Below are 18,249 nucleotides of genomic sequence, written 5' to 3' on the forward strand. Positions count from 1 at the left end.
TCTTCGGGGACTACCGCAGCGGTGCAAACCCTGCCTCTTTTATGGCTGTTTGCCCCTCTGCTGACAAAATTAACTCCCCATAGGCTCGGCCAATTGGCACATCGACATTGCCCACAACATAAATCTGACGGGATAGGGGATAGTCCCCAGATGCAAATCCTTCTAGGTTGGGTTGATTACGCTGATTGGGGCAGTCTTTCAATTCAACGTAGGGGGACTGATACGGTGCCTGCTGCTCAATGGATAGGGGTTTGACCGTGCATTGACCCACCACCTCTGGGGCTGATGCAAAGTAAATTGAGCCGGGGGTATTTGCTGTCAGTCGCAGGGCGGCAGTGGTGTTATCGCTAAGCTGCACATTACTGCCTAGGTCTGCGCCATTGAGGACAGTCTGGCTAAAGAATTGCACCGTGCCCCCCGCATCACTTCGAGAAATGGGCACCACGGGTAAATCAGGTCCTCCCAGCTGCTGCCAGTTATTGATCCGCCCAGTGTAAATATCTCTCAGTTGGGCCAGGCTGACATTGGTCAGCGATAGCTCCGGATGGGTGACAATGGCCACCCCCTCAATGGCCACCGGAATTTCTTCTAATGTGATGCCCTGTTGTTCGGCCTGCTGTTTTTCCTGGGCCGTGAGGGGGCGGGATGTCTGGACAAAATCCAACTCTCCAGCTAGGAGCATTTGAATACCGGTGGATGAACCGGGTGCTTGATTGGTGGGGGTTTTGTAGACCAGCTTTAGTCCTGGAATAGCCTGTTGCAATTGTGGGTCGAGCACTCCTCGAATGGGGGCCCATGTGGTGCTACCACCGTAGTTAAATTGACCTGAGGGTACGACCACATCCTGAAAGCTGGCGGCTGGCTTGATGGTGGATAGCTGGGGCTGGCCGAGACCCAACTGGCCCAGGTCTAATGAGCCCTTTTGCTTTAGGAACCAGCCTCCGCTTGCGATCGCACCCACCAGTAAAACCAATCCCAGCAGCCAAGGTGACAGTCCCCCTTTTTTCGGTGAGGATGGGGCTTTGGGTAGTGATGATGCTTTGGGCCGCGGTGGGACAACCGGGCCGGGTGAGACAGGAGAGACTGGCAGAGGCGGTGGTGGTGTAGCAGCAGCTGCTGCTGCAGAAGGTGATGGATTGGGGGGGAGCGGTGGCGGTGGCTGGTGGCCTTTCCCCGCAACAGGGACAGTAGAAGAGCCCATCAGAGCGGTTAAGGCATCCTTGGCATTGCCATAGCGATCCTGGGGACTGGCGCTTAGTAGCCGATCAAGTACGGCCGCCAAGTTAGTGTCCTGGATGGTGATATGGGTTTGCCATCGCCAGCGGTTGCTATAGCTATCAAAGAGTTCCGTGGTCTCTTTGCCGGTTAGCAAAACGACACAGGTGACGGCCAGGGAATAGAGATCGGAGGCGGGAAATACCTGACCACCGGTAACTTGCTCTGGTGGTGCGTAGCCCGTGGTGTAAATGCCGGTGGATTTTGCCGAGGATGCAGCTGCGGTAACCTGTTTTACGGCGCCAAAATCCAATAGGAATAGCTGATTATCCACCGTCTTCATAATGTTAGACGGTTTAATATCGCGGTGAATCGCCCCATTACTGTGGACAAACTCTAGTACCCGAAGAATGGAGACCAGAATAGCCTTGACCGCGCCCTCGGGCAGGCTACCTCGCCGCTCTAGGATCTGTTCTAGGTCTTCCCCATCGATAAATTCTTGCACTAAGTAAAAGTATTCTTCGTCCTGCCCCGAAGAGGGGGATTTCACCACAATGGAGAAGTAGGCAAGGAGATCGGGAATTTGGGGATGCTGGTTACCCAGGCGCTCTAGAACTTCCGCTTCCCGAGCAAATAGTTCCTGGGCAATGGTTAATTGCTGCTGGGTGAGCTGGGTGGAAGGTTGAAATAATTTAACGACACAGGGGCGGAGGCCAGGGGTGTCGCGATCGCACGCATAAAAAGCCGCCCCAAAGCCCCCCTGGCCCAAAAGCCGCTGGGGCAAATAGCGCCCCCGCAAAATCAGTGGCATACCGCAGTTAGTGCAAAATAGCTGCGTTGCTGTGCGGATTGAGTCCTTCAGATTGGGATGGGAATTAATGGGCCGAGAACATCCAGGGCGGGTGCAGTGTAATTGCATGGAACAGCAACGGGACGACTCATTAAAGTGACAACGGCTAAAAATTACCTTTAGACCATGTAGCCCAGACCGTGTAGTCCAGACTTTTAGTCTAACTGCTCTCTTCTAACGATTTTTTATCCATGGGATTGTCATTGATCGCCGCCTTTGGAGAAGACGATGGGCCACTCCCATTTTTCTTGCGATCGGTGCGATGGTCAAAGTCAATTTCCCGATTAGTAAACTGGGGCAAAATTTCCCTAGTAAATGCGCCTGCTGCTGTTGAACGATAGCGATTGGGATTAAAAATCACTGACAGGGTGCGTTTGATCACCACCGAATCAATCTTGGCTCGGTGCAGTACCCCCATCTGGAGTTCTTTCTCAATGGCTGAGACGGACACAAACGCCACCCCCAGACCAGATTGCACCGCATTTTTGATCGCCTCGATGGAATTGAGTTCCATTTCCACCCGTAGCCGTCGGGTCTCAATTCCACAGCGGGTGAGCACCTGATCGATCACCTTGCGGATGGTGGACTGGGAATCTAAGGAAATGAACTTAAGCTTGTAGAGATCTTCTCGCTGAATGGCCTGGCTGCTAGCTAGGGGATGAAACACCGGCATAATCAGAGCCAGTTCATCCTCGGCGTAGGGAATAATCTCCAGGGAATCCTGTAGCTCTGGCGGCACTTCCCCCCCAATAATAGCCAGATCGATTTGACCGTTGCCCACACTCCAAGACGTACGACGGGTGGAGTGAACATGGAGCTGCACCGCCACATCGGGATAGCGCTGACGAAATAGACCAATCATCCTGGGCAGCAAATAGGTGCCCGTGGTCTGGCTAGCGCCCACAATCAATGTGCCCCCCTGGAGCTTTTGCAGATCCTCAATGGCCCGGCATGTTTCATGGCAAAGGCTAAGGATGCGATCGCCATATTCCAATAATAGATAGCCCGCCTCCGTCAGCTGAGCCCGCCGACCACCACGGTCAAACAGCGGCACATCCAACTGACGCTCTAAATTTTGTACCTGTAAACTAACGGCGGGTTGAGATACATACAGGCTATCGGCAGCTCGCTTAAAACTACCCTCCGCCGCAATTGCCTTTAGGATGCGCAGTTGATCTAACGTAAACGGGAGGTCAGACATAACGGTGAGGGTGTCAACTCCGGTATTTCAAGCAAACCCCGTGGCTCGATTGGTAGAGACCATAGATGGGAACATCTGACCAAAACCAAATGCAGTACCTCTGACGCTACCGAACAAATAGACTAGAAAGTTTGCCAGCACGTTAGAGTCTACATGATGTGTAGTTTCATCATTCCTTATGAAGGGACAATAACTCAAAACGTTAACTAAGTAATCTGTTTGTGAGGAAATCTTTTAGAGAAAACCTACTAAACCACGACCAAATTAAAACCTGTAGCGTTTCCTAAGTCAAAACGACCGTTTTGGACATGGCACAGGTTTATGTCCGCTGCTACTCTTTTGTTGATCTAAAGCCAGTCTAGTGTGTGGTCTGTTGTATACCTGCCCTGCTTTCCCTACATGCAGTACCAATTGATTCAAAACTTTCTACAGCTGCCCGGTATTATCGGCTTTAGCCTCATACCTTTAGATCAGGATGACTCCCTTGGTCAGGCCTATAGTGTCGGCTTTCCCGCAGGCAACGCTCCTGAGCAGCAATCCCTACTGTTGAAAGGTATCCAACAGATCATCAGCACCACCCCCGCCTCCCTAGAGTTTTGTCTGTTTCAATTGGGCCCCCATCAGCTGGAATTGCATAAAGTAGAAAGCGGAGCAGTTTTGCTGGTGCTCAGCGAAGGCCCACTCCCCAGCGACTATCCCAAGGCCGTCAGTGAGCTGGTGCAATTTATCAAAGCCGACTACTCAGCCCTAGTGGAAAGTATCCGGGGGATTAGGGCTGAGGCTGTGGATACGTTATCTGAACCCTTAACCCAAGTGCAAACCGCTCGCTTAGAAGAGGTGGTGGCCGCCATGAATAGCTTAAATCTAGTTACCAGCCGATATCTCGGGCCCCAACTGGTGGCTAACCATTGGCGGACATTCCAGAAAGCACCCTGGCTGAGTAACTTTTGTATTGATGCCGATGGCACCGTTAGCGTTCTGGAGCAAGACCAACAGCTGTCGCCAGAGCAGTTGGCAGAAATTCGCCTATGGACTCAGCGATTTCATCAGCGATGTACCCGGATTATTCGAGACTATGACGCATTGGTAGAACAGACATTGCCTGCCCATTATCGACAACTGTTATTTGGTCGATAAGTGATCGCCATTATGGTTTCTTGCTAGTGAGCTATGGCTGGTTAACCATTGCTAGTTAGACAGTTTCTTGGCCCTATAGACAGCTAATTTCGGATCGTTCGTATCTATGGTAAAAAAAGTCCGCTTAGAGCCCATTGCCCAGGAGAGTACTGTTGAAACCAATGGCAACCTGCTATCGGTTTTATTGCACCAGGAGCTGTCCGTTTTAAAGGAATGTGGTGGTCGGGGCATGTGTGCCACTTGCCATATCTATGTAAACGATGGCATGGGAGCACTGACGCCCATCAACCGACGGGAACAGCGTACCCTGGCAATTATTACCTCCTGCAGGGGAAATTCCCGACTGGCCTGCCAAGCTAGGGTAATGGGAAATGGTGTAGTGGTAGAGCTGCCACCGGGCATGTATGTGAATTCTATTCAAGATATTGAGTCGCTCATTGGCCGTCGGGCCGATCAGGACTTACTGCATCCCCTGACGGGTAAGGTCCTAGTGGAGCAGGGCAAACTGATTACTCGTTCGATGATGCGCCAAATTGACGAGAGCAAGGATCTCAACCTGAATGATTACTTCAAACACAGTCGTTAACCCAGTCCTTCAGGTAAACAGGGTCTAACATTGGGTAAATCGTAACGTTATATTTACATTTAAAGTCTTCAAGGACTTTAATGCAGACACAATCTAATATTTTGATTAAAAGATTTAGTATCCTATCAAGCGTTTTGATGGAGCCTCAGCCCCTAATATGGAGCCTCAGCCCCTAATATAAGTTGAAAGGTTGAAGCCATGCCTGATTTAACTGTTCGCGATTCTTCGCGTTTGTGACATTGATGGTCTTTGATAAGTCTAGTAGCTTGAATCCCCGTCAACAGCAGGTGATGCGTGCAACCGTACGTCACTATGTATCGACAGCGGAACCCGTTGGTTCTAGGGCACTGTTAGAAGCTTTTGACCTGAATGTCAGTGCGGCAACCATTCGCAATGTGATGGGGGCGCTGGAGCGTTCGGGTTTTTTATATCAGCCCCATACATCGGCTGGGCGTGTCCCTTCTGACTCTGGGTATCGGCTTTATGTAGATGAGTTGATTAAACCCTCCAAACCGACTGCCCAGCGGATTGACCAGTTATTGACCCAAAATCTGAATTGGCAGGGATGGAGCCTGGAAGCCTTACTCCAAGAGGCGGCGCAAATTTTGGCCCACCTGAGTGGGTATATTGCCTTGGTCACCATGCCTCGGCTGGAAAACATGGTGGTCAAACACCTGCAGCTGGTGAAAATTTCGGCTGATCAGGTGCTTTTGGTAGTGGTGTTAGATAGCTATGGTACTGAGTCTATGCTGGTGCAGCTGCCTCGGGGAATCACCGGGGTAGGTACTCTCCAGGACGACGGGGAAATCGATCGAGAACTGCAAATCTTATCGAATTTCTTGACGGCCCAGTTATGTGGAAAGCCCCTATCTGAAATTTCTAGTCTGGATTGGCATGAGGTGGACACTAGAGAGCATCATGTGTTGGCCCTGTGCCAGGCAATTAATGATTTGGCCCACCGCAAGCGTCAGCCCCAAACGCATATTTTGGTTACCGGGGTGAAGGATGTCTTGAACCAGCCAGAGTTTGCTGAGCAAAGTCAGCTGCGGAATCTGGTGGCGCTATTGGCGGATGGCCGAGAACAGCTGTGGCCTCTGATGTGTGCGGAGGATAATCACCCCCTGAAAATTTGGATTGGGGAGGAAAACCCGTTGGAACCGATGCAGGGGTGTGCCCTGATTTCGAGCACTTACTGTAATCGGCATTCGACCCCCCTGGGCAGTGTGGGGGTGATGGGCCCCACCAGGATGCTCTATGAAAACACGATTGCTGCGGTGGAAGCCACCTCTAGCTACCTATCGGAAATTATGTCGGGCTTGGATGTGAGCCAGTAGGCGGCAACGATGCCGCTAATAAAACCAAATAGGTGACTTTCCCAGGAAATGCCAGGCTGGTTGGGCAATACACCCCAAAACATTGCACCGTAGGTGACCAGCACAAATAGGGCAATGGCGATCGCAACCATGGTGCGCTCATAGTAGCCCCGCCCCAGTAAAAACCCCAAATAGCCAAACACAAGGCCACTGGCCCCAATATGCACTGAGCCGCCCCGAGCTAGCAGCCATGTACCGGCCCCACCCACCAGGGTGATCAGGATGGTGGCCTTGATCCAGGTGCCCATGGAGCGCATCATCACCCACCAACTCAGGGTGAGCAGGGGCACCGTATTGGCAACTAAATGTCTAAAGTCGCCATGGAGCAGAGGAGCTAGGGGAATGCCCCACAATCCATCTAGAGAACGGGGGCGAATACCGTATCCATTGAGACGGCCGCCAAACACCAAAAAATCTATAATTTCAATGGACCACAGACCCATAAAAACAGCACCTAATAGCTGTAATCGAGCGACAGTTGCAGATTTTAGTTCAGATAGAAGAGGACGATCGTAAGACATAGGTGGGGATGGCAAGAACTCAAGAATTGGGCAGCCTATGAAGCAAGAGCTTTGTAGCAGCTACTAGCTCTAGGTTAAGCCAACTGCCCTAAAGTTGCCTTTGTCTACCCTTTAAGTTTGCCAGGATCTTCAGGTTATCTGCCTCCGTCCCCGGCATCCTCACCCCTGTCTATCTCACGGTTGGCCTCCCCATTTCCCTGATATAGAAGAACGTGATCATTCCAGAGCTACTCGCGGTGCTTTCCATTTCGGCAGCCACCGGTCTTCGTTTGGCCTTGCCTTTGCTACTCATTGGCCTGTTCTCTGGTGAACAGCTATGGTCGCAGGTACCGATTTTGGCCCATATTCCCCAGGTGTGTGTGGTGACTGTTTTGGTGATTTGGTCACTCCTGGAGTTGACGATTTCTAAAGATCGGATCAACCGGCGCTTTTTACAAAGTGCAGAGCTATTTATGAGTCCCTTTGTGGGGACCATTGCCGGGGTTGCGATCGCACGTCTAGCCAACATCTCCGACAGCTGGTTACTGGTGCTGTTAGCCGTCACTGGTGGGGCATTGGCCCTCGTGCTCCAAATGGTGCAAGTAGGGTGGCTCTATCGCTTCAACAGCCCCCCCATATGGATGATGTTTGTAGAAGATGCCCTCTGCATCTTTCTGGTCTTCTTTGCCTTCGACGCACCGCAACAAGGGGGGCTCATTGCTCTGTTTTTACTTTGGCTAGCCATTCGTAGCTCGGTGGTATGGCGTCAGTGGCAAAAGAACAAAGAAAACAAATAAATAAACGGCTGTGGGTTTAGACTACGCTCAACCCACGGCCGTTTATTTGCTTTAGCTAAATTTCAGAGTCAGTTACATCAAACCAGCAATGTGCAAAGGACCATGGCCGCTGACCATTTCCAGTATCAGAGCCAAGAAACCCACCATCGCTAAGCGACCGTTCCACACTTCCGCAAACGGCGTCAGCCCCCAAGCAGACTTATCTTGGGGATAAATTCGAACTTCTTTTTGCAACTGGGCCGCATCAGAAAATAATTTACGGGGAGACTCTAGCGCCTTGACCACCATGTTCCCCATGTCTTCGATAAACACGGGGTAGGTGTTGAGGGCAGGTACCCGGTGGAAGCCTTTAATGCCGGACTCTTCGGCTAGCTCTCGGTACTCAATGTCAATTTCCTGCAGCGTTTCAATGTGCTCAGACACAAAGCTGATGGGTACCACCACCAGATCATCAATACCTTTTGCCGCCAGTTCCTTAATGGCATCTTCCGTGTAGGGTTTCAACCATTCCACCGGTCCCACTCGGCTCTGGTAAGCCAGGGTAAAGTCATTGGGCCGACCAACCGCCTGCATGATCAAGTCAACACAGTGCTCCATTTCCTTCTGGTAGGGATCACCGGCCTCTTCCACATAGCTAACCGGCACGCCATGGGCACTAAAGAAGATGTGGCCTCCGTCTGGATTCGGTAGTTGATCGATAGTTTGAATAATTAGGTCCGCCATGGCTCGCACATAACCAGGGCTGTTGTACCAGGATGGGATCAGAGTATAGTCAATCTTCTGGAGAGCAGGATCAGCTTGCCAAAGCTTATCCAATAGACGAAAGCTAGAACCACTGGTGCTAATGGAAAACTGGGGATAGAGAGGCAAAATGACCAGCTCTTCGATGCCATCCTGCTTGATTTGGGCCACGGCCTCTTCGGTAAAGGGATACCAGTAGCGCATGCCGATGTAGATTTTGACATCGCGCCCTAAATTCTTCAGATAGTCTTTGAGGGCCTCTCCCTGCTCTTCGGTAATGCGTCGTAGAGGGGAACCGCCACCGATTTCCTTATAATTTTCCTGGGATTTGCTGGCACGACTGGAGGAGATCAGCCAGGCCAGGGGTTTCTGCAACCATGGGAAGGGGAGCCGAATAATCTCTGGATCAGCAAACAAGTTAAACAAAAAGGGGCGTACGTCCTCTAACTGCTCGGGCCCTCCAAGATTAAGTAATAAGACTCCAGTACGACCCATGACAGTGCAGCTACCTTTTAAACGAAGTTTTAATGATCTTGGCCTATCGTAACAATTAACTCCTCCTGTAGTCATATCAGATTTGTAGAAGTTGAGAACTTTTTTCATTTAAAATGGCTGATTCAGCTGCGGCCCATGCCATCGATACGTCTTTAAACCAAGTCAATCAGCGACTGAAGGCAGCCCAGCTAGGGCTGCAGATCGAGCGCCGGGGCGACCGTTTAAACCTACGGGGGACCCTACCGCCAAAGCCTGGTAGTCCTAAATTGCGACCCTACCAGCAACGCTTACCCCTCAAGTTACCCGCCACCAAGACCGGTCTAAAGCAATGTGAGCAAACGGCCAAAATTATTGCGGCCCAGCTATTACAAAATATTTTTGATTGGCGCGACTACCTTGGTCCCGTGGCCGGTCTAAGAATGGCCGGAGCCGATCTAGCTACTCAGATTGATGCGTTTGAGTGTCATTTTTTTGAAACCCGTCTCTCTGGGGTATCTGCCGCCTCTTTAAAAACCACCTGGGAAAAAGCCTATGTTCCCTATTTACGCAAGCTCCATGCCACGGCAGAACGCCACAGTAACCTGAGCCTACCCGAGGCGATCTATGCCACGGTGCAAAGCACCCAGGCCAATTCCCGCAGCCGTCAGATCTGCTGTACTGCCCTGGCCGCCCTAGCCGAGTTTCTCAATCTAGACTTGCCCACGGATCTAAAGTCCTTTTGGGGTAACTATGGCAATAGCCAAACCCAACTGAGGGATTTACCCTCTGATGATCAGATTGTCGAAATTTACGACGGGATCAAAAATCCCCACTGGCAATATGTTTACGGCATGATGGCCACCTACGGGTTGCGCAACCATGAGGTGTTTTTTTGCGATCTGGCTAATCTATCAGACCGAGTTCCAGACTCCAACTCCAGCGCCGAAATCATCGTCCGAGAAACCACCAAAACCGGCCGCCATGAAGTATGGCCCTTTTACCCAGAATGGGTCGAGCGCTTTGACCTAGCCCATGGCGAACTGCCCAAGGTAAATACTGACCTTACCTCCACTACGCTCCAGCGGGTGGGTCAGCAGGTCACCACCCAGTTTCGCCGTTACAAAATCCCCTTTTCCCCCTACGACCTGCGCCATGCCTGGGCCGTGCGCACCATCTTAATGGGCCTACCCGACGCCGTCGCCGCCAGAATGATGGGCCACTCGGTGCAGGTACATAACCGGACGTACCACCGTTGGATGACCCATCGAGATCAGCAGATGGCCGTGCAGGCAGCCTTGGCGAAGAATGAAATGTCTGCCCCTTTGTAGGGGCGTTGGTAGACGCTTGGCAATGGAATTACATCACCATGCCACCATCCACATTCATCACCTGGCCGGTAATGTAGGCCGCCGCTGGGTCCGCCGCCAAAAACCGAATCAGGCCCGCTACTTCACTGGCCTGACCATAGCGACCCAAGGGAATATACTTCAGAATCTCCTCGGTGTTTGATAGCTCATTGGTCATATCAGTTTCAATAAAACCAGGGGCCACCGCATTCACCGTTACATTGCGACCCGCCATTTCCTTCGCCACGGTCTTCGTAAACCCAATCACTCCGGCCTTCGCCGCACTGTAATTAGCCTGACCTGGGTTACCCATGAGACCAGCCACCGACGAAATATTAATGATGCGACCGGACCGCTGTTTGAGCATGATCTTAGCCACGGCGCGGGTGCAAAGAAAGACGCCCGTCAGGTTGAGATCGATCACCGCCTGCCAGTCAGCCGGTTTCATGCGGAGCAGTAGGGTGTCACGGGTAATGCCCGCATTATTCACCAGTACATCAATGCGCCCAAACTTCTCTTTAGTGGCCTTCACCAGGGCCTCCACTTGATCTTCTTGGGAAACATCTGCCTGGAGGGCAATGGCATTGCCACCAGCCTTGACAATTTCAGCTACCACTTCATCCGCCGCCGCACTGGAGCGGGCATAGTTCACTACAACGCTAGCCCCTTCAGCGGCGAGGGCGAGGGCAGCCGCCTTACCGATGCCACGGGATGAACCGGTAATAATTGCTACCTGATCTTGCATTGCTCCAGTCATGGGGAGGGGAAATGGTTAACAGCTCGATCACTCTATTATTTTTGGGGGTAGGGGATCAATCCTCTGACTCCCTGATCCCCTACCAACTATTTTTGGGATTTGGCGATCAATTATTTGAGAACCCTCACCAACTATATATTTTCGGATTTGGCAATCAATTATTTAAGGACCCTCACCAACTATTTTTGGGGTTTGGCGATCAATTGTTTGAGGACCCTTACAAATCTTGCTCTCAAAGCCAATGATTTGCTTAAATACCGGCCATTTTTCTGGAGGTCGCCTAGCATAAAAGCTGAACCCATCTTGGATTGAGGACAATGGCTGTAAAACAACAATTTTCTAGTTTTCAAGAAATGTTAGAAGGGGCTGATAAGCCTATCTTGGTCGACTTTTATGCGGTGTGGTGCGGTCCCTGTCAGCTCATGGCAAATGTCCTAGAACAGGTCAAGGCCAAGCAGCAGGACCAGCTACAGATCGTCAAGATTGACACGGATAAGTATCCCAGCTTGGCATCGCAGTATGAAATCCATGCCCTACCCACCATGGTGCTATTCAAGGATGGTCAGGTAGTGGACCGAATTGAAGGGGCGATGTCCGCTGATAAGTTGATTGAGCGCCTGCAGCCGAATTTGTAAGGATTGGCCGACGCTACTATCCAATTACATCAGGGAACTTCTGCTGGTGCAGTCTTCAGCCTATTGAGATAGATCATCTGTCGTCTGCTGCTTGATTCCTGACTCCTAGTTTCTGAGCCAGGGATCAGGGTTTCACTGATGGATGGATAATCGTAACGATTATGATTGAGAGTCCCCAGGGGTTGCCTGGATTTGTGACTGACTCATCAATACAGTTCATCAACACAGTATGGAAACGGCATGTGCCATTGCCCTTGGCAGTAACCTGGGGGATTCAGAACAAACGATTGAAACGGCATTGGCACGGCTTGATCAAACAGAAGGTATGGAGTTGAGTTTAAGATCTCAACTCTACAAAACCGCTCCCGTCGGCCCTCCCCAGCCCGACTTCATTAATGCCTGCGCTATTTTTTACACCATCCTCAACCCAGAGCAGGTGCTGCAAGCGTTGCTAGCTATCGAAACCAGCTTTGGTCGCATTCGCCGTGAACGCTGGGGTCCAAGAACTTTGGATCTAGATTTGCTGTTCTATGGCGACCGGGTAATGGATACGTCTAGACTGACGTTGCCCCATCCAAGCATGCATGAGCGGGCGTTTGTGCTGGTGCCCCTAGCGGAGATTGCCGCAGATTGGCGGCATCCCTTGCATCACCAAACGGTGAAGGAACTGCTGCACCAGGTCAATACGGCTGGGGTTTATCCATTAGTGGCATAGGCTTCGACTTCGCTCAGCCATCGGTGTCTGGATGAACTGGATAAGGGGAACTGCAACCGTTCCGTGGTGTAACCTAATTTCGTCACCCTCTCCATAGCTAATCTACTGTATCGATCCTATGCATCCTGGTCTAGAACCGCCCCAGTTGCTTAAGCAGAATTTATTTTATGCCGGACGTAAGTTTAACTTTGAGGTTAATCGTCTGCGGCTGCCCAACCAAGTTGAAGGTCAGTGGGAATGTATTCGCCATCCGGGGGGAGCCATGGCTGTTCCCATTACCCCGGAGGGGAAACTGGTGCTGGTGCGGCAGTATCGATTTGCGGTTCAGGGGAGACTGTTGGAGTTTCCTGCTGGCACGATTGAGGCGGGGGAAGATGCATTTACAACTATTCAGCGAGAGATTGAGGAAGAGACTGGTTATAGTGCTACAGAATGGAAAAACCTGGGTAAGTTTCCCTTAGCGCCAGGCTATTCTGACGAGTATATTTTTGCGTTTTTAGCCAGTGGATTAGAGAAGCTAGAGGTCGTGCCGGAAAAGGACGACGATGAGGATATTGAAGTTATTTTGCTGACGCCGGAAGAGTTTGAGAAGTCTGTTATTGATGGGGTTGGGGTGGATGCGAAGTCTATTGCTGGATACTTTTTGGCTAAGCCTTTTTTGAATAATCGGAAATAGCCATGGGTATTGGCAAAATCTACCTTGAGAAAGGTAGAAGCCCCATAGCTTCCTTAATGAAATCCGCTAACTAAACTTGATTTTTTAGCTAAAACACCATCTTCTAAATAAGTAATCTCATCAGCTGCATCAGTAATGCGGGGATCGTGGGTGATGATCAGTACCGTGCAGCCCTTGTTCTTAGCCAGGTACTGCATTAACTCAATCACACCACGACCTGTGGCGGAATCTAGGGCTGCAGTGGGCTCATCGGCCATGATCAATTCTGGCTTACCGGCTAACGCACGAGCAATGGCCACCCGCTGCTTTTGACCACCGGACAGATCCGCCGGTAGATTATTAGCTCGATCGCCCAATCCCACTTGTTTGAGCAGATCAAACGCCTGTTCTTTATTGCCGGGTCCTGTTTGGCCCTTGATCTGTAGCGCTAGTTCAATATTCTCCAGGGCCGTTAGGGCAGGAAATAGGTTAAAGCTTTGGAAAATAAAGCCAATGTGATCGCGGCGAAAGGCAGTGAGTTCTTTGCGGGAGAGGGTTGTGATTTCTTGCCCCAGCAGCTGCACCTGCCCGGCAGTCGGGGTCAAAATACCCGCCAAAATCGACAGCAGTGTGGTTTTGCCCGAACCCGATGGCCCCATCATTAAACGGATTTGCCCATGGGGAATGGCCAAGTCAATGCCCTTGAGCACCCTAGTTTCAGTGGTGCCCGACATAAAGGACATTTGGACGTTTTGTGCTGCGATCGCAACCATTAATTCTTAAACCCACAACTCACACTCACCAATCTCCTAGGCCTTAAACACAATTCCTGGATCCACACGGGTCACCTTTTGAATTGCAAAAACCGCCGAACCCACACACATCACTACGGTAATGCCAAACACCCCAACGGCACTAACGGGCGTAATTAGCACCACAATTCCCTGACTGGCCGCCGTCCAAGTGCCCACCCCCCAACATAGCAACAGACCAGGGATATAGCCCAAAACCGCCATCCACAACGACTGCTCTAAAATCACGCTGTAGATGTCCCAATCTGAGGCCCCCATCGCCTTGAGGGTACCAAATTCGCGCAAATTCTCAGAAACCGATGTGTACAAAATCTGGGCCACCACCACCATGCCCACCAGCACCCCGACAATGGCCCCCAAACCCAAGATAAAACCTATGCCCGTGCGATTTTGCCAATAGGCTTGGGTGACATTGATCAGCTCATTTTTAGTAAACGCCTTGGTGCCCGGTAGGGATGTTTCGATGCGTCGCTTCAGGTCCTGTAAATTTTCCCCTGGAGCCGCTTTGACCAAAATGTAGGTGACTGGATCATCTGAACCCAAGGGCTCTGGAGCCGGTATATTGGCATTGGTCTCACTAGCATCTTTCTCATAGACATTGACACAGGTAATGTCCCCACTGCCTAATTGGCACGTTAACTCGGCGGAGAAGCCGGAATTAATATAGGCACCGGCATTAATCAACGATGCAAATACAAACTTGCTGGATACCAAAGACTGGGTGTCGCTAGTGAACCCCACCACCGTCGCCGGCAGTTGACGAATACGAGCCGTATCCCCAGCACTCTCAATGCGGAACGAACGCATATTAGTCCGGTCGATCAGGACAGAATAGGGCAGTTTTAAGGCCTTGAGGGTCTGGCTTGATACCTGGCCCGGCCGAAATAATTCGCCGTCGGGGTCAAAGCCAAACACCCGCAATGTCGTTAGTTTGCCATCTGAGTACCAGCGACCGGAGCCGATAGAAAGGGCCTCGGCTCGGGCTACCCCGGCTATAGTCTGTGCTCGCTGTACCTGCACATAGGGAAAAGGTTCCGTTAGCTCAAAGTTGACGATATTTTCTGAAGTGACCCAAATATCGGCAGCGGAACTGTCAATCAGGAGGGTGGTAGAACGGGTAAAACCTTTGAGAATACCGGTTTGAATTGTGACCAAACTGACGGCAAACATAATGCCGGCCTGGGCCACTAAAAATCGGGGCAGATCTTTAAGTAAATTTTTACGAGCTAATGAAACCATGGCAACCACTGATCAGTCTAGCGGTTGCCCGCAATTGTCCTATTCTATCGAGAAACCAGCCAGCACTAGTGCTGGCATAGGCTGGAATCAAAATTGGTCCAGTGGTTGCTTAAACGATGGGTTGGGCTTGATGGATGAGTAGGTTAGTTGCCTGGGCATGGTTCAAGGTGGGGTTGGCTTGGAGCATTAATGCGATCGTACCTGACACATGGGGAGCTGCCATGGATGTACCCTGAAATGTGCGATAACCTCCTCCAGTGGCCGTGGAGATAATACCTACCCCAGGAGCGATCACGTGGCGTAAATCTGGATTATTTCCAGCCCGGTTGGAAAAGGTTGCCACCTGGCTATTCTGACCGATGGCTCCCACGGATACGCCAAATTCTTCAGCGTAGAAAGCCGGTGTACCAGTGGACGATCGAGCGCTGTTACCAGCTGCTGAAACCACAATGACGTTCTGGCTAGCCGCATAGAGTAGGGCAGCCTCAAGCTCTGCGGACGGTGGCCAGCCAAGACTCATGTTAATGACATTGGCCCCATTATCGACGGCATAGTAGATCGCCGATGGCAGATCCCCTGGATTGATGAATTGACCCTGGGGTGCATCCCCAATTTTGATTGCCATAATTTTGGCATCAGGCGCGACGCCCGTAATCCCTCGGCCATTAGCTGTAGCGGCAATTGTGCCGGCTACATGGGTGCCATGGGTACCGCCAAATAATGGCAAAACATTATTATTGTTTTGATCCATGGCAAAGTTCCAGCCATGGAGATCATCTACAAAACCATTGCCGTCATTATCAATACCATCGTCCGCAATTTCGCCTAGATTTTGCCAAATATTGGGGGCTAGATCTGGGTGATTAATATCAATGCCATCGTCAATCACTGCTACGACAATGCCTTTTCCAGTGATGCCCTGGTTCCAAACCTCCGGTGCATTAATAGCATCTAGGCCCCAATTATCATCAGTCAGATCGGGGACATCGGGCAGAGATTGTCCCAATAAAAAGCCAACTGATGCGGCTGCATCGATGAGACCATAACCCAACAGCGGATCAAAATTTTGACTAAGGCTAGTACCTTCTTGAAAAGGCGAATCAGATGATGTAGCGTCATCATCTGCCTGTAGGCGTGATAGGTCCAGGGCCAATGCTATTTCCTGGTGCCGTTGAAACTCTGTGACTAAGTCCGCAATCAGTGACGGCTGACTATAGCTATTTGAGATACGTGCTGCAGCTACCTGTGTCCAATTAGCTTCTAGGGTTTGCAGGAACTCGTCGGTTGAATTGTAGTTGCCCATCCCTATTGGATCGGCTTTATCACTATGGAGCGACAAAAATAAGGGAGCTAATGACTCCTTAGCGGCAAATGATGAGGCGTCAGGCTGGAATGCAAAATCGGTACTATCTGTCATGGGGCAATGATTCTTCAGGACTCATCTACAGATGTGTGATGGCTGTCAAGGCGTTGGGTAAGTCCGTTCTACCCAACGCACTTGGGTCTGTTTCAGTTCAGTGATTTCAACTAAACAGCTGTTTAGAGATATGTAAACGCTTCACCGGTCAAACTCAACGCTGCTGTATCGCCTTGGACGATAGCAACCAGTTCATTTCCCTGGAAAATTCCAGTACCTGTGGGCAGCCCTGTTGATGGTGTGCCCAAGCTATAGCTGCTGGCATTTCCATGGAGAACGATAATATCCTCCCCAGCGGTATAGTCAGCGATGAGGGCGTAGTCAAGAGATGTCGTGTCGACGTAATAGCTTTGACTGGAATCACCTAAGAAAAAGGTATCATCACCCAAACCGCCGATGAGCTGATCAACCTGATTGCTTCCTGGATTTGTGGTGTTGGTGATATCAACACCAACGAGGAAATCATCACCCCGCTCACCGTTAACAATATCGCTTCCACTACCGCCAATGATGTCGTCGTCGCCGCGTCCGCCACGCAGGTTATCATTGCCGCCGCCACCAAAAATGTTATCGTCACCGCGTAGTCCTTGGAAGAAGTCAGCTGCATTGGTGCCGATAAAGTCATCGTTTTCCCGCTGGCCAATTTGCGCAGTGTTATTGATAACTAAATTGTCATAGTCGATGAATAAGCCTGTATTGGCATTATTGCCTTCATCAAACTCATCGACCGTATTGCCAGGGTCGATTAATGTGCCCACATAGTAGGTTCCGTCACCTTGCCAAAATGGGTCATTAATGCCTGGCAGGGTAAGGTCAACGGTGAGGGTGCCCGTTGAACTATTGGCGGATAGACTGGATAGAGTTGTGGTACCCAATCGCTGATCAGCGGTGCTGATGAAGGCATTGTTAGATAGATAAAATTCGACATCAAATGCCCCTGTGGCCAAGCCCCCTTGGTTACTAATATCAAATTCAAATGTGAAGGTGCTACCTGCATTTTGAGGTTCGAGAATTACGTTGCCTAGGGTTGACAACAAGTCGGCCTTTTGAGTCCCCGTAATTAGTACATCATCTTGGTCAATCAGGTTACCTCGGTTGCGGTTATTGGTTTCATTGGCCTCAGCTACCACATTGTCGGCATCTACAATCATGCCGATAGTATAGGTACCATTGCCGATCCAGAAGGGATCGCCAGGTTGAGGTAAGGCGAGTTGCTGAGAAAGTGTGGCTGTTGAAGCACCTGCCGCTAGATTGGCGACCGTTGCCTCCCCGAGGAAATAGTCGGCACTACTGATAGTGGCATTATTGGATAGATAAAATGCCACTTTGATGGGTTGACCTGTGGGGATTCCACCCAGGTTACTTACGACATAATCAAAGTCGAACGTCGCCCCTGCCGTCAGTGGTTCTTGTACTACATTCGATGATGATCCGACCAGGTCAGCGGCGGTGGTGCCATTGACGACGAGGGTATCGAAGTCAATGAGTTGTCCCTGATTGCTATTGTTGAATTCGTTAGACTCGGTAACGGTATTGGCCGAGTCAATAATCATGCCGACGGTGTAGTCGCCATTGCCGCCATTGGCTAACCAGAAGGCATCATTGACCCCGGGCATGGTCAGCTGGGTGGTTAAGGTGCCGGTGGCAGCACCCGCAGCGAGACTGCTCAGGGTGACACTGCCTAGGGATTGATCAGCGGTACTAATGAAGTCGTTGCTAGAAAGGTAGAAGGAAACGGTGTAGTTACCAGTGGCAGCCCCGCCAATATTACTGATGTTGTAGTCGAAGTCGAAGGTATT

General features: G+C 50.8%; 17 protein-coding genes. 8 read left to right on the plus strand and 9 right to left on the minus strand.

Features of this window, described 5'->3' with window-relative positions; all coding sequences use genetic code 11:
• Positions 1-10 precede the first annotated feature (10 nt).
• Positions 11-2,134, minus strand: a complete 2,124-nt coding sequence (locus VB741_RS06005; protein WP_323364244.1) for a serine/threonine-protein kinase — start codon at positions 2,132-2,134, stop codon at positions 11-13.
• 91 nt (positions 2,135-2,225) lie between these two features.
• Complete coding sequence (locus VB741_RS06010) at positions 2,226-3,266, minus strand: LysR family transcriptional regulator (protein WP_323364245.1); 1,041 nt, start codon at positions 3,264-3,266, stop codon at positions 2,226-2,228.
• Between the two features lie 399 nt (positions 3,267-3,665).
• On the opposite strand from VB741_RS06010, the gene VB741_RS06015 reads away from it, so the two are divergent.
• From VB741_RS06015 to hrcA, 3 genes are all read left to right on the plus strand, one after another.
• Complete coding sequence (locus tag VB741_RS06015) at positions 3,666-4,403, plus strand: hypothetical protein (RefSeq protein WP_323364246.1); 738 nt, start codon at positions 3,666-3,668, stop codon at positions 4,401-4,403.
• A gap of 106 nt (positions 4,404-4,509) precedes the next feature.
• Positions 4,510-4,989 (plus strand): 2Fe-2S iron-sulfur cluster-binding protein, encoded by a 480-nt coding sequence (locus VB741_RS06020; RefSeq protein ID WP_323364247.1) that lies wholly within the window; start codon positions 4,510-4,512, stop codon positions 4,987-4,989.
• A 242-nt stretch (positions 4,990-5,231) separates the two neighbouring features.
• Positions 5,232-6,323 (plus strand): heat-inducible transcriptional repressor HrcA, encoded by a 1,092-nt coding sequence (hrcA, locus tag VB741_RS06025; protein WP_323364248.1) that lies wholly within the window; start codon positions 5,232-5,234, stop codon positions 6,321-6,323.
• Here hrcA and VB741_RS06030 read toward each other — a convergent pair.
• Complete coding sequence (locus VB741_RS06030; protein WP_323364249.1) at positions 6,281-6,883, minus strand: rhomboid family intramembrane serine protease; 603 nt, start codon at positions 6,881-6,883, stop codon at positions 6,281-6,283. The genes hrcA and VB741_RS06030 overlap by 43 nt on opposite strands.
• A gap of 218 nt (positions 6,884-7,101) precedes the next feature.
• Here VB741_RS06030 and VB741_RS06035 point away from each other — a divergent pair, with 218 nt between their 5' ends.
• A complete protein-coding gene (locus VB741_RS06035) occupies positions 7,102-7,659 on the plus strand; it encodes a DUF4126 domain-containing protein (protein WP_442786304.1) in 558 nt (185 codons plus the stop codon).
• A gap of 72 nt (positions 7,660-7,731) precedes the next feature.
• Here VB741_RS06035 and hemH read toward each other — a convergent pair whose 3' ends face one another.
• Positions 7,732-8,895, minus strand: a complete 1,164-nt coding sequence (gene hemH, locus VB741_RS06040; protein WP_323364251.1) for a ferrochelatase — start codon at positions 8,893-8,895, stop codon at positions 7,732-7,734.
• A gap of 113 nt (positions 8,896-9,008) precedes the next feature.
• Between hemH and VB741_RS06045 the strand changes: the two genes are divergently transcribed.
• Complete coding sequence (locus VB741_RS06045; RefSeq protein WP_323364252.1) at positions 9,009-10,202, plus strand: site-specific integrase; 1,194 nt, start codon at positions 9,009-9,011, stop codon at positions 10,200-10,202.
• A gap of 28 nt (positions 10,203-10,230) precedes the next feature.
• Here the strand turns inward: VB741_RS06045 and fabG are convergent, their stop codons facing one another.
• Entirely contained in the window at positions 10,231-10,977 is a 747-nt protein-coding gene (gene fabG, locus VB741_RS06050; protein WP_323364253.1) for a 3-oxoacyl-[acyl-carrier-protein] reductase, read from the minus strand.
• A 317-nt stretch (positions 10,978-11,294) separates the two neighbouring features.
• On the opposite strand from fabG, the gene trxA reads away from it, so the two are divergent.
• The 3 genes from trxA to VB741_RS06065 all read left to right on the plus strand — a co-directional run bounded on the left by trxA (position 11,295) and on the right by VB741_RS06065 (position 13,003).
• Positions 11,295-11,612 (plus strand): thioredoxin, encoded by a 318-nt coding sequence (gene trxA, locus VB741_RS06055; protein ID WP_323364254.1) that lies wholly within the window; start codon positions 11,295-11,297, stop codon positions 11,610-11,612.
• Positions 11,613-11,841: 229 nt separating this feature from the next.
• Positions 11,842-12,327 (plus strand): 2-amino-4-hydroxy-6-hydroxymethyldihydropteridine diphosphokinase, encoded by a 486-nt coding sequence (gene folK, locus VB741_RS06060; protein WP_323364255.1) that lies wholly within the window; start codon positions 11,842-11,844, stop codon positions 12,325-12,327.
• 118 nt (positions 12,328-12,445) lie between these two features.
• Positions 12,446-13,003 (plus strand): NUDIX hydrolase, encoded by a 558-nt coding sequence (locus tag VB741_RS06065; protein ID WP_323364256.1) that lies wholly within the window; start codon positions 12,446-12,448, stop codon positions 13,001-13,003.
• Positions 13,004-13,056: 53 nt separating this feature from the next.
• Here VB741_RS06065 and VB741_RS06070 read toward each other — a convergent pair whose 3' ends face one another.
• From VB741_RS06070 to VB741_RS06085, 4 genes are all read right to left on the minus strand, one after another.
• Complete coding sequence (locus VB741_RS06070) at positions 13,057-13,755, minus strand: ABC transporter ATP-binding protein (RefSeq protein WP_323364257.1); 699 nt, start codon at positions 13,753-13,755, stop codon at positions 13,057-13,059.
• Positions 13,756-13,791: 36 nt separating this feature from the next.
• A complete protein-coding gene (locus tag VB741_RS06075; RefSeq protein ID WP_323364258.1) occupies positions 13,792-15,033 on the minus strand; it encodes an FtsX-like permease family protein in 1,242 nt (413 codons plus the stop codon).
• A 109-nt stretch (positions 15,034-15,142) separates the two neighbouring features.
• The gene (locus VB741_RS06080; RefSeq protein ID WP_323364259.1) at positions 15,143-16,450 is read right to left on the minus strand and encodes a S8 family peptidase; all 1,308 of its coding nucleotides are present in this window, start codon (positions 16,448-16,450) and stop codon (positions 15,143-15,145) included.
• A gap of 122 nt (positions 16,451-16,572) precedes the next feature.
• Positions 16,573-18,249: CARDB domain-containing protein (locus VB741_RS06085; protein ID WP_323364260.1), on the minus strand; the 1,677-nt coding region annotated here is incomplete at its 5' end.

The organism is Leptothoe sp. PORK10 BA2 (assembly GCF_034932105.1).
Classification (GTDB): domain Bacteria; phylum Cyanobacteriota; class Cyanobacteriia; order Phormidesmidales; family Phormidesmidaceae; genus Leptothoe.

Coding starts and splice junctions, on each gene's coding strand:
- VB741_RS06005 (WP_323364244.1), bottom strand. CDS start 2,134: ATGCAATTACACTGCACCCGCCCTGGATGTTCTCGGCCCATTAATTCC.
- fabG (WP_323364253.1), bottom strand. CDS start 10,977: ATGACTGGAGCAATGCAAGATCAGGTAGCAATTATTACCGGTTCATCC.
- VB741_RS06030 (WP_323364249.1), bottom strand. CDS start 6,883: ATGTCTTACGATCGTCCTCTTCTATCTGAACTAAAATCTGCAACTGTC.
- trxA (WP_323364254.1), top strand. CDS start 11,295: ATGGCTGTAAAACAACAATTTTCTAGTTTTCAAGAAATGTTAGAAGGG.
- VB741_RS06070 (WP_323364257.1), bottom strand. CDS start 13,755: ATGGTTGCGATCGCAGCACAAAACGTCCAAATGTCCTTTATGTCGGGC.
- hrcA (WP_323364248.1), top strand. CDS start 5,232: ATGGTCTTTGATAAGTCTAGTAGCTTGAATCCCCGTCAACAGCAGGTG.
- VB741_RS06065 (WP_323364256.1), top strand. CDS start 12,446: ATGCATCCTGGTCTAGAACCGCCCCAGTTGCTTAAGCAGAATTTATTT.
- VB741_RS06010 (WP_323364245.1), bottom strand. CDS start 3,266: ATGTCTGACCTCCCGTTTACGTTAGATCAACTGCGCATCCTAAAGGCA.
- VB741_RS06015 (WP_323364246.1), top strand. CDS start 3,666: ATGCAGTACCAATTGATTCAAAACTTTCTACAGCTGCCCGGTATTATC.
- VB741_RS06045 (WP_323364252.1), top strand. CDS start 9,009: ATGGCTGATTCAGCTGCGGCCCATGCCATCGATACGTCTTTAAACCAA.
- VB741_RS06075 (WP_323364258.1), bottom strand. CDS start 15,033: ATGGTTTCATTAGCTCGTAAAAATTTACTTAAAGATCTGCCCCGATTT.
- folK (WP_323364255.1), top strand. CDS start 11,842: ATGGAAACGGCATGTGCCATTGCCCTTGGCAGTAACCTGGGGGATTCA.
- VB741_RS06080 (WP_323364259.1), bottom strand. CDS start 16,450: ATGACAGATAGTACCGATTTTGCATTCCAGCCTGACGCCTCATCATTT.
- hemH (WP_323364251.1), bottom strand. CDS start 8,895: ATGGGTCGTACTGGAGTCTTATTACTTAATCTTGGAGGGCCCGAGCAG.
- VB741_RS06020 (WP_323364247.1), top strand. CDS start 4,510: ATGGTAAAAAAAGTCCGCTTAGAGCCCATTGCCCAGGAGAGTACTGTT.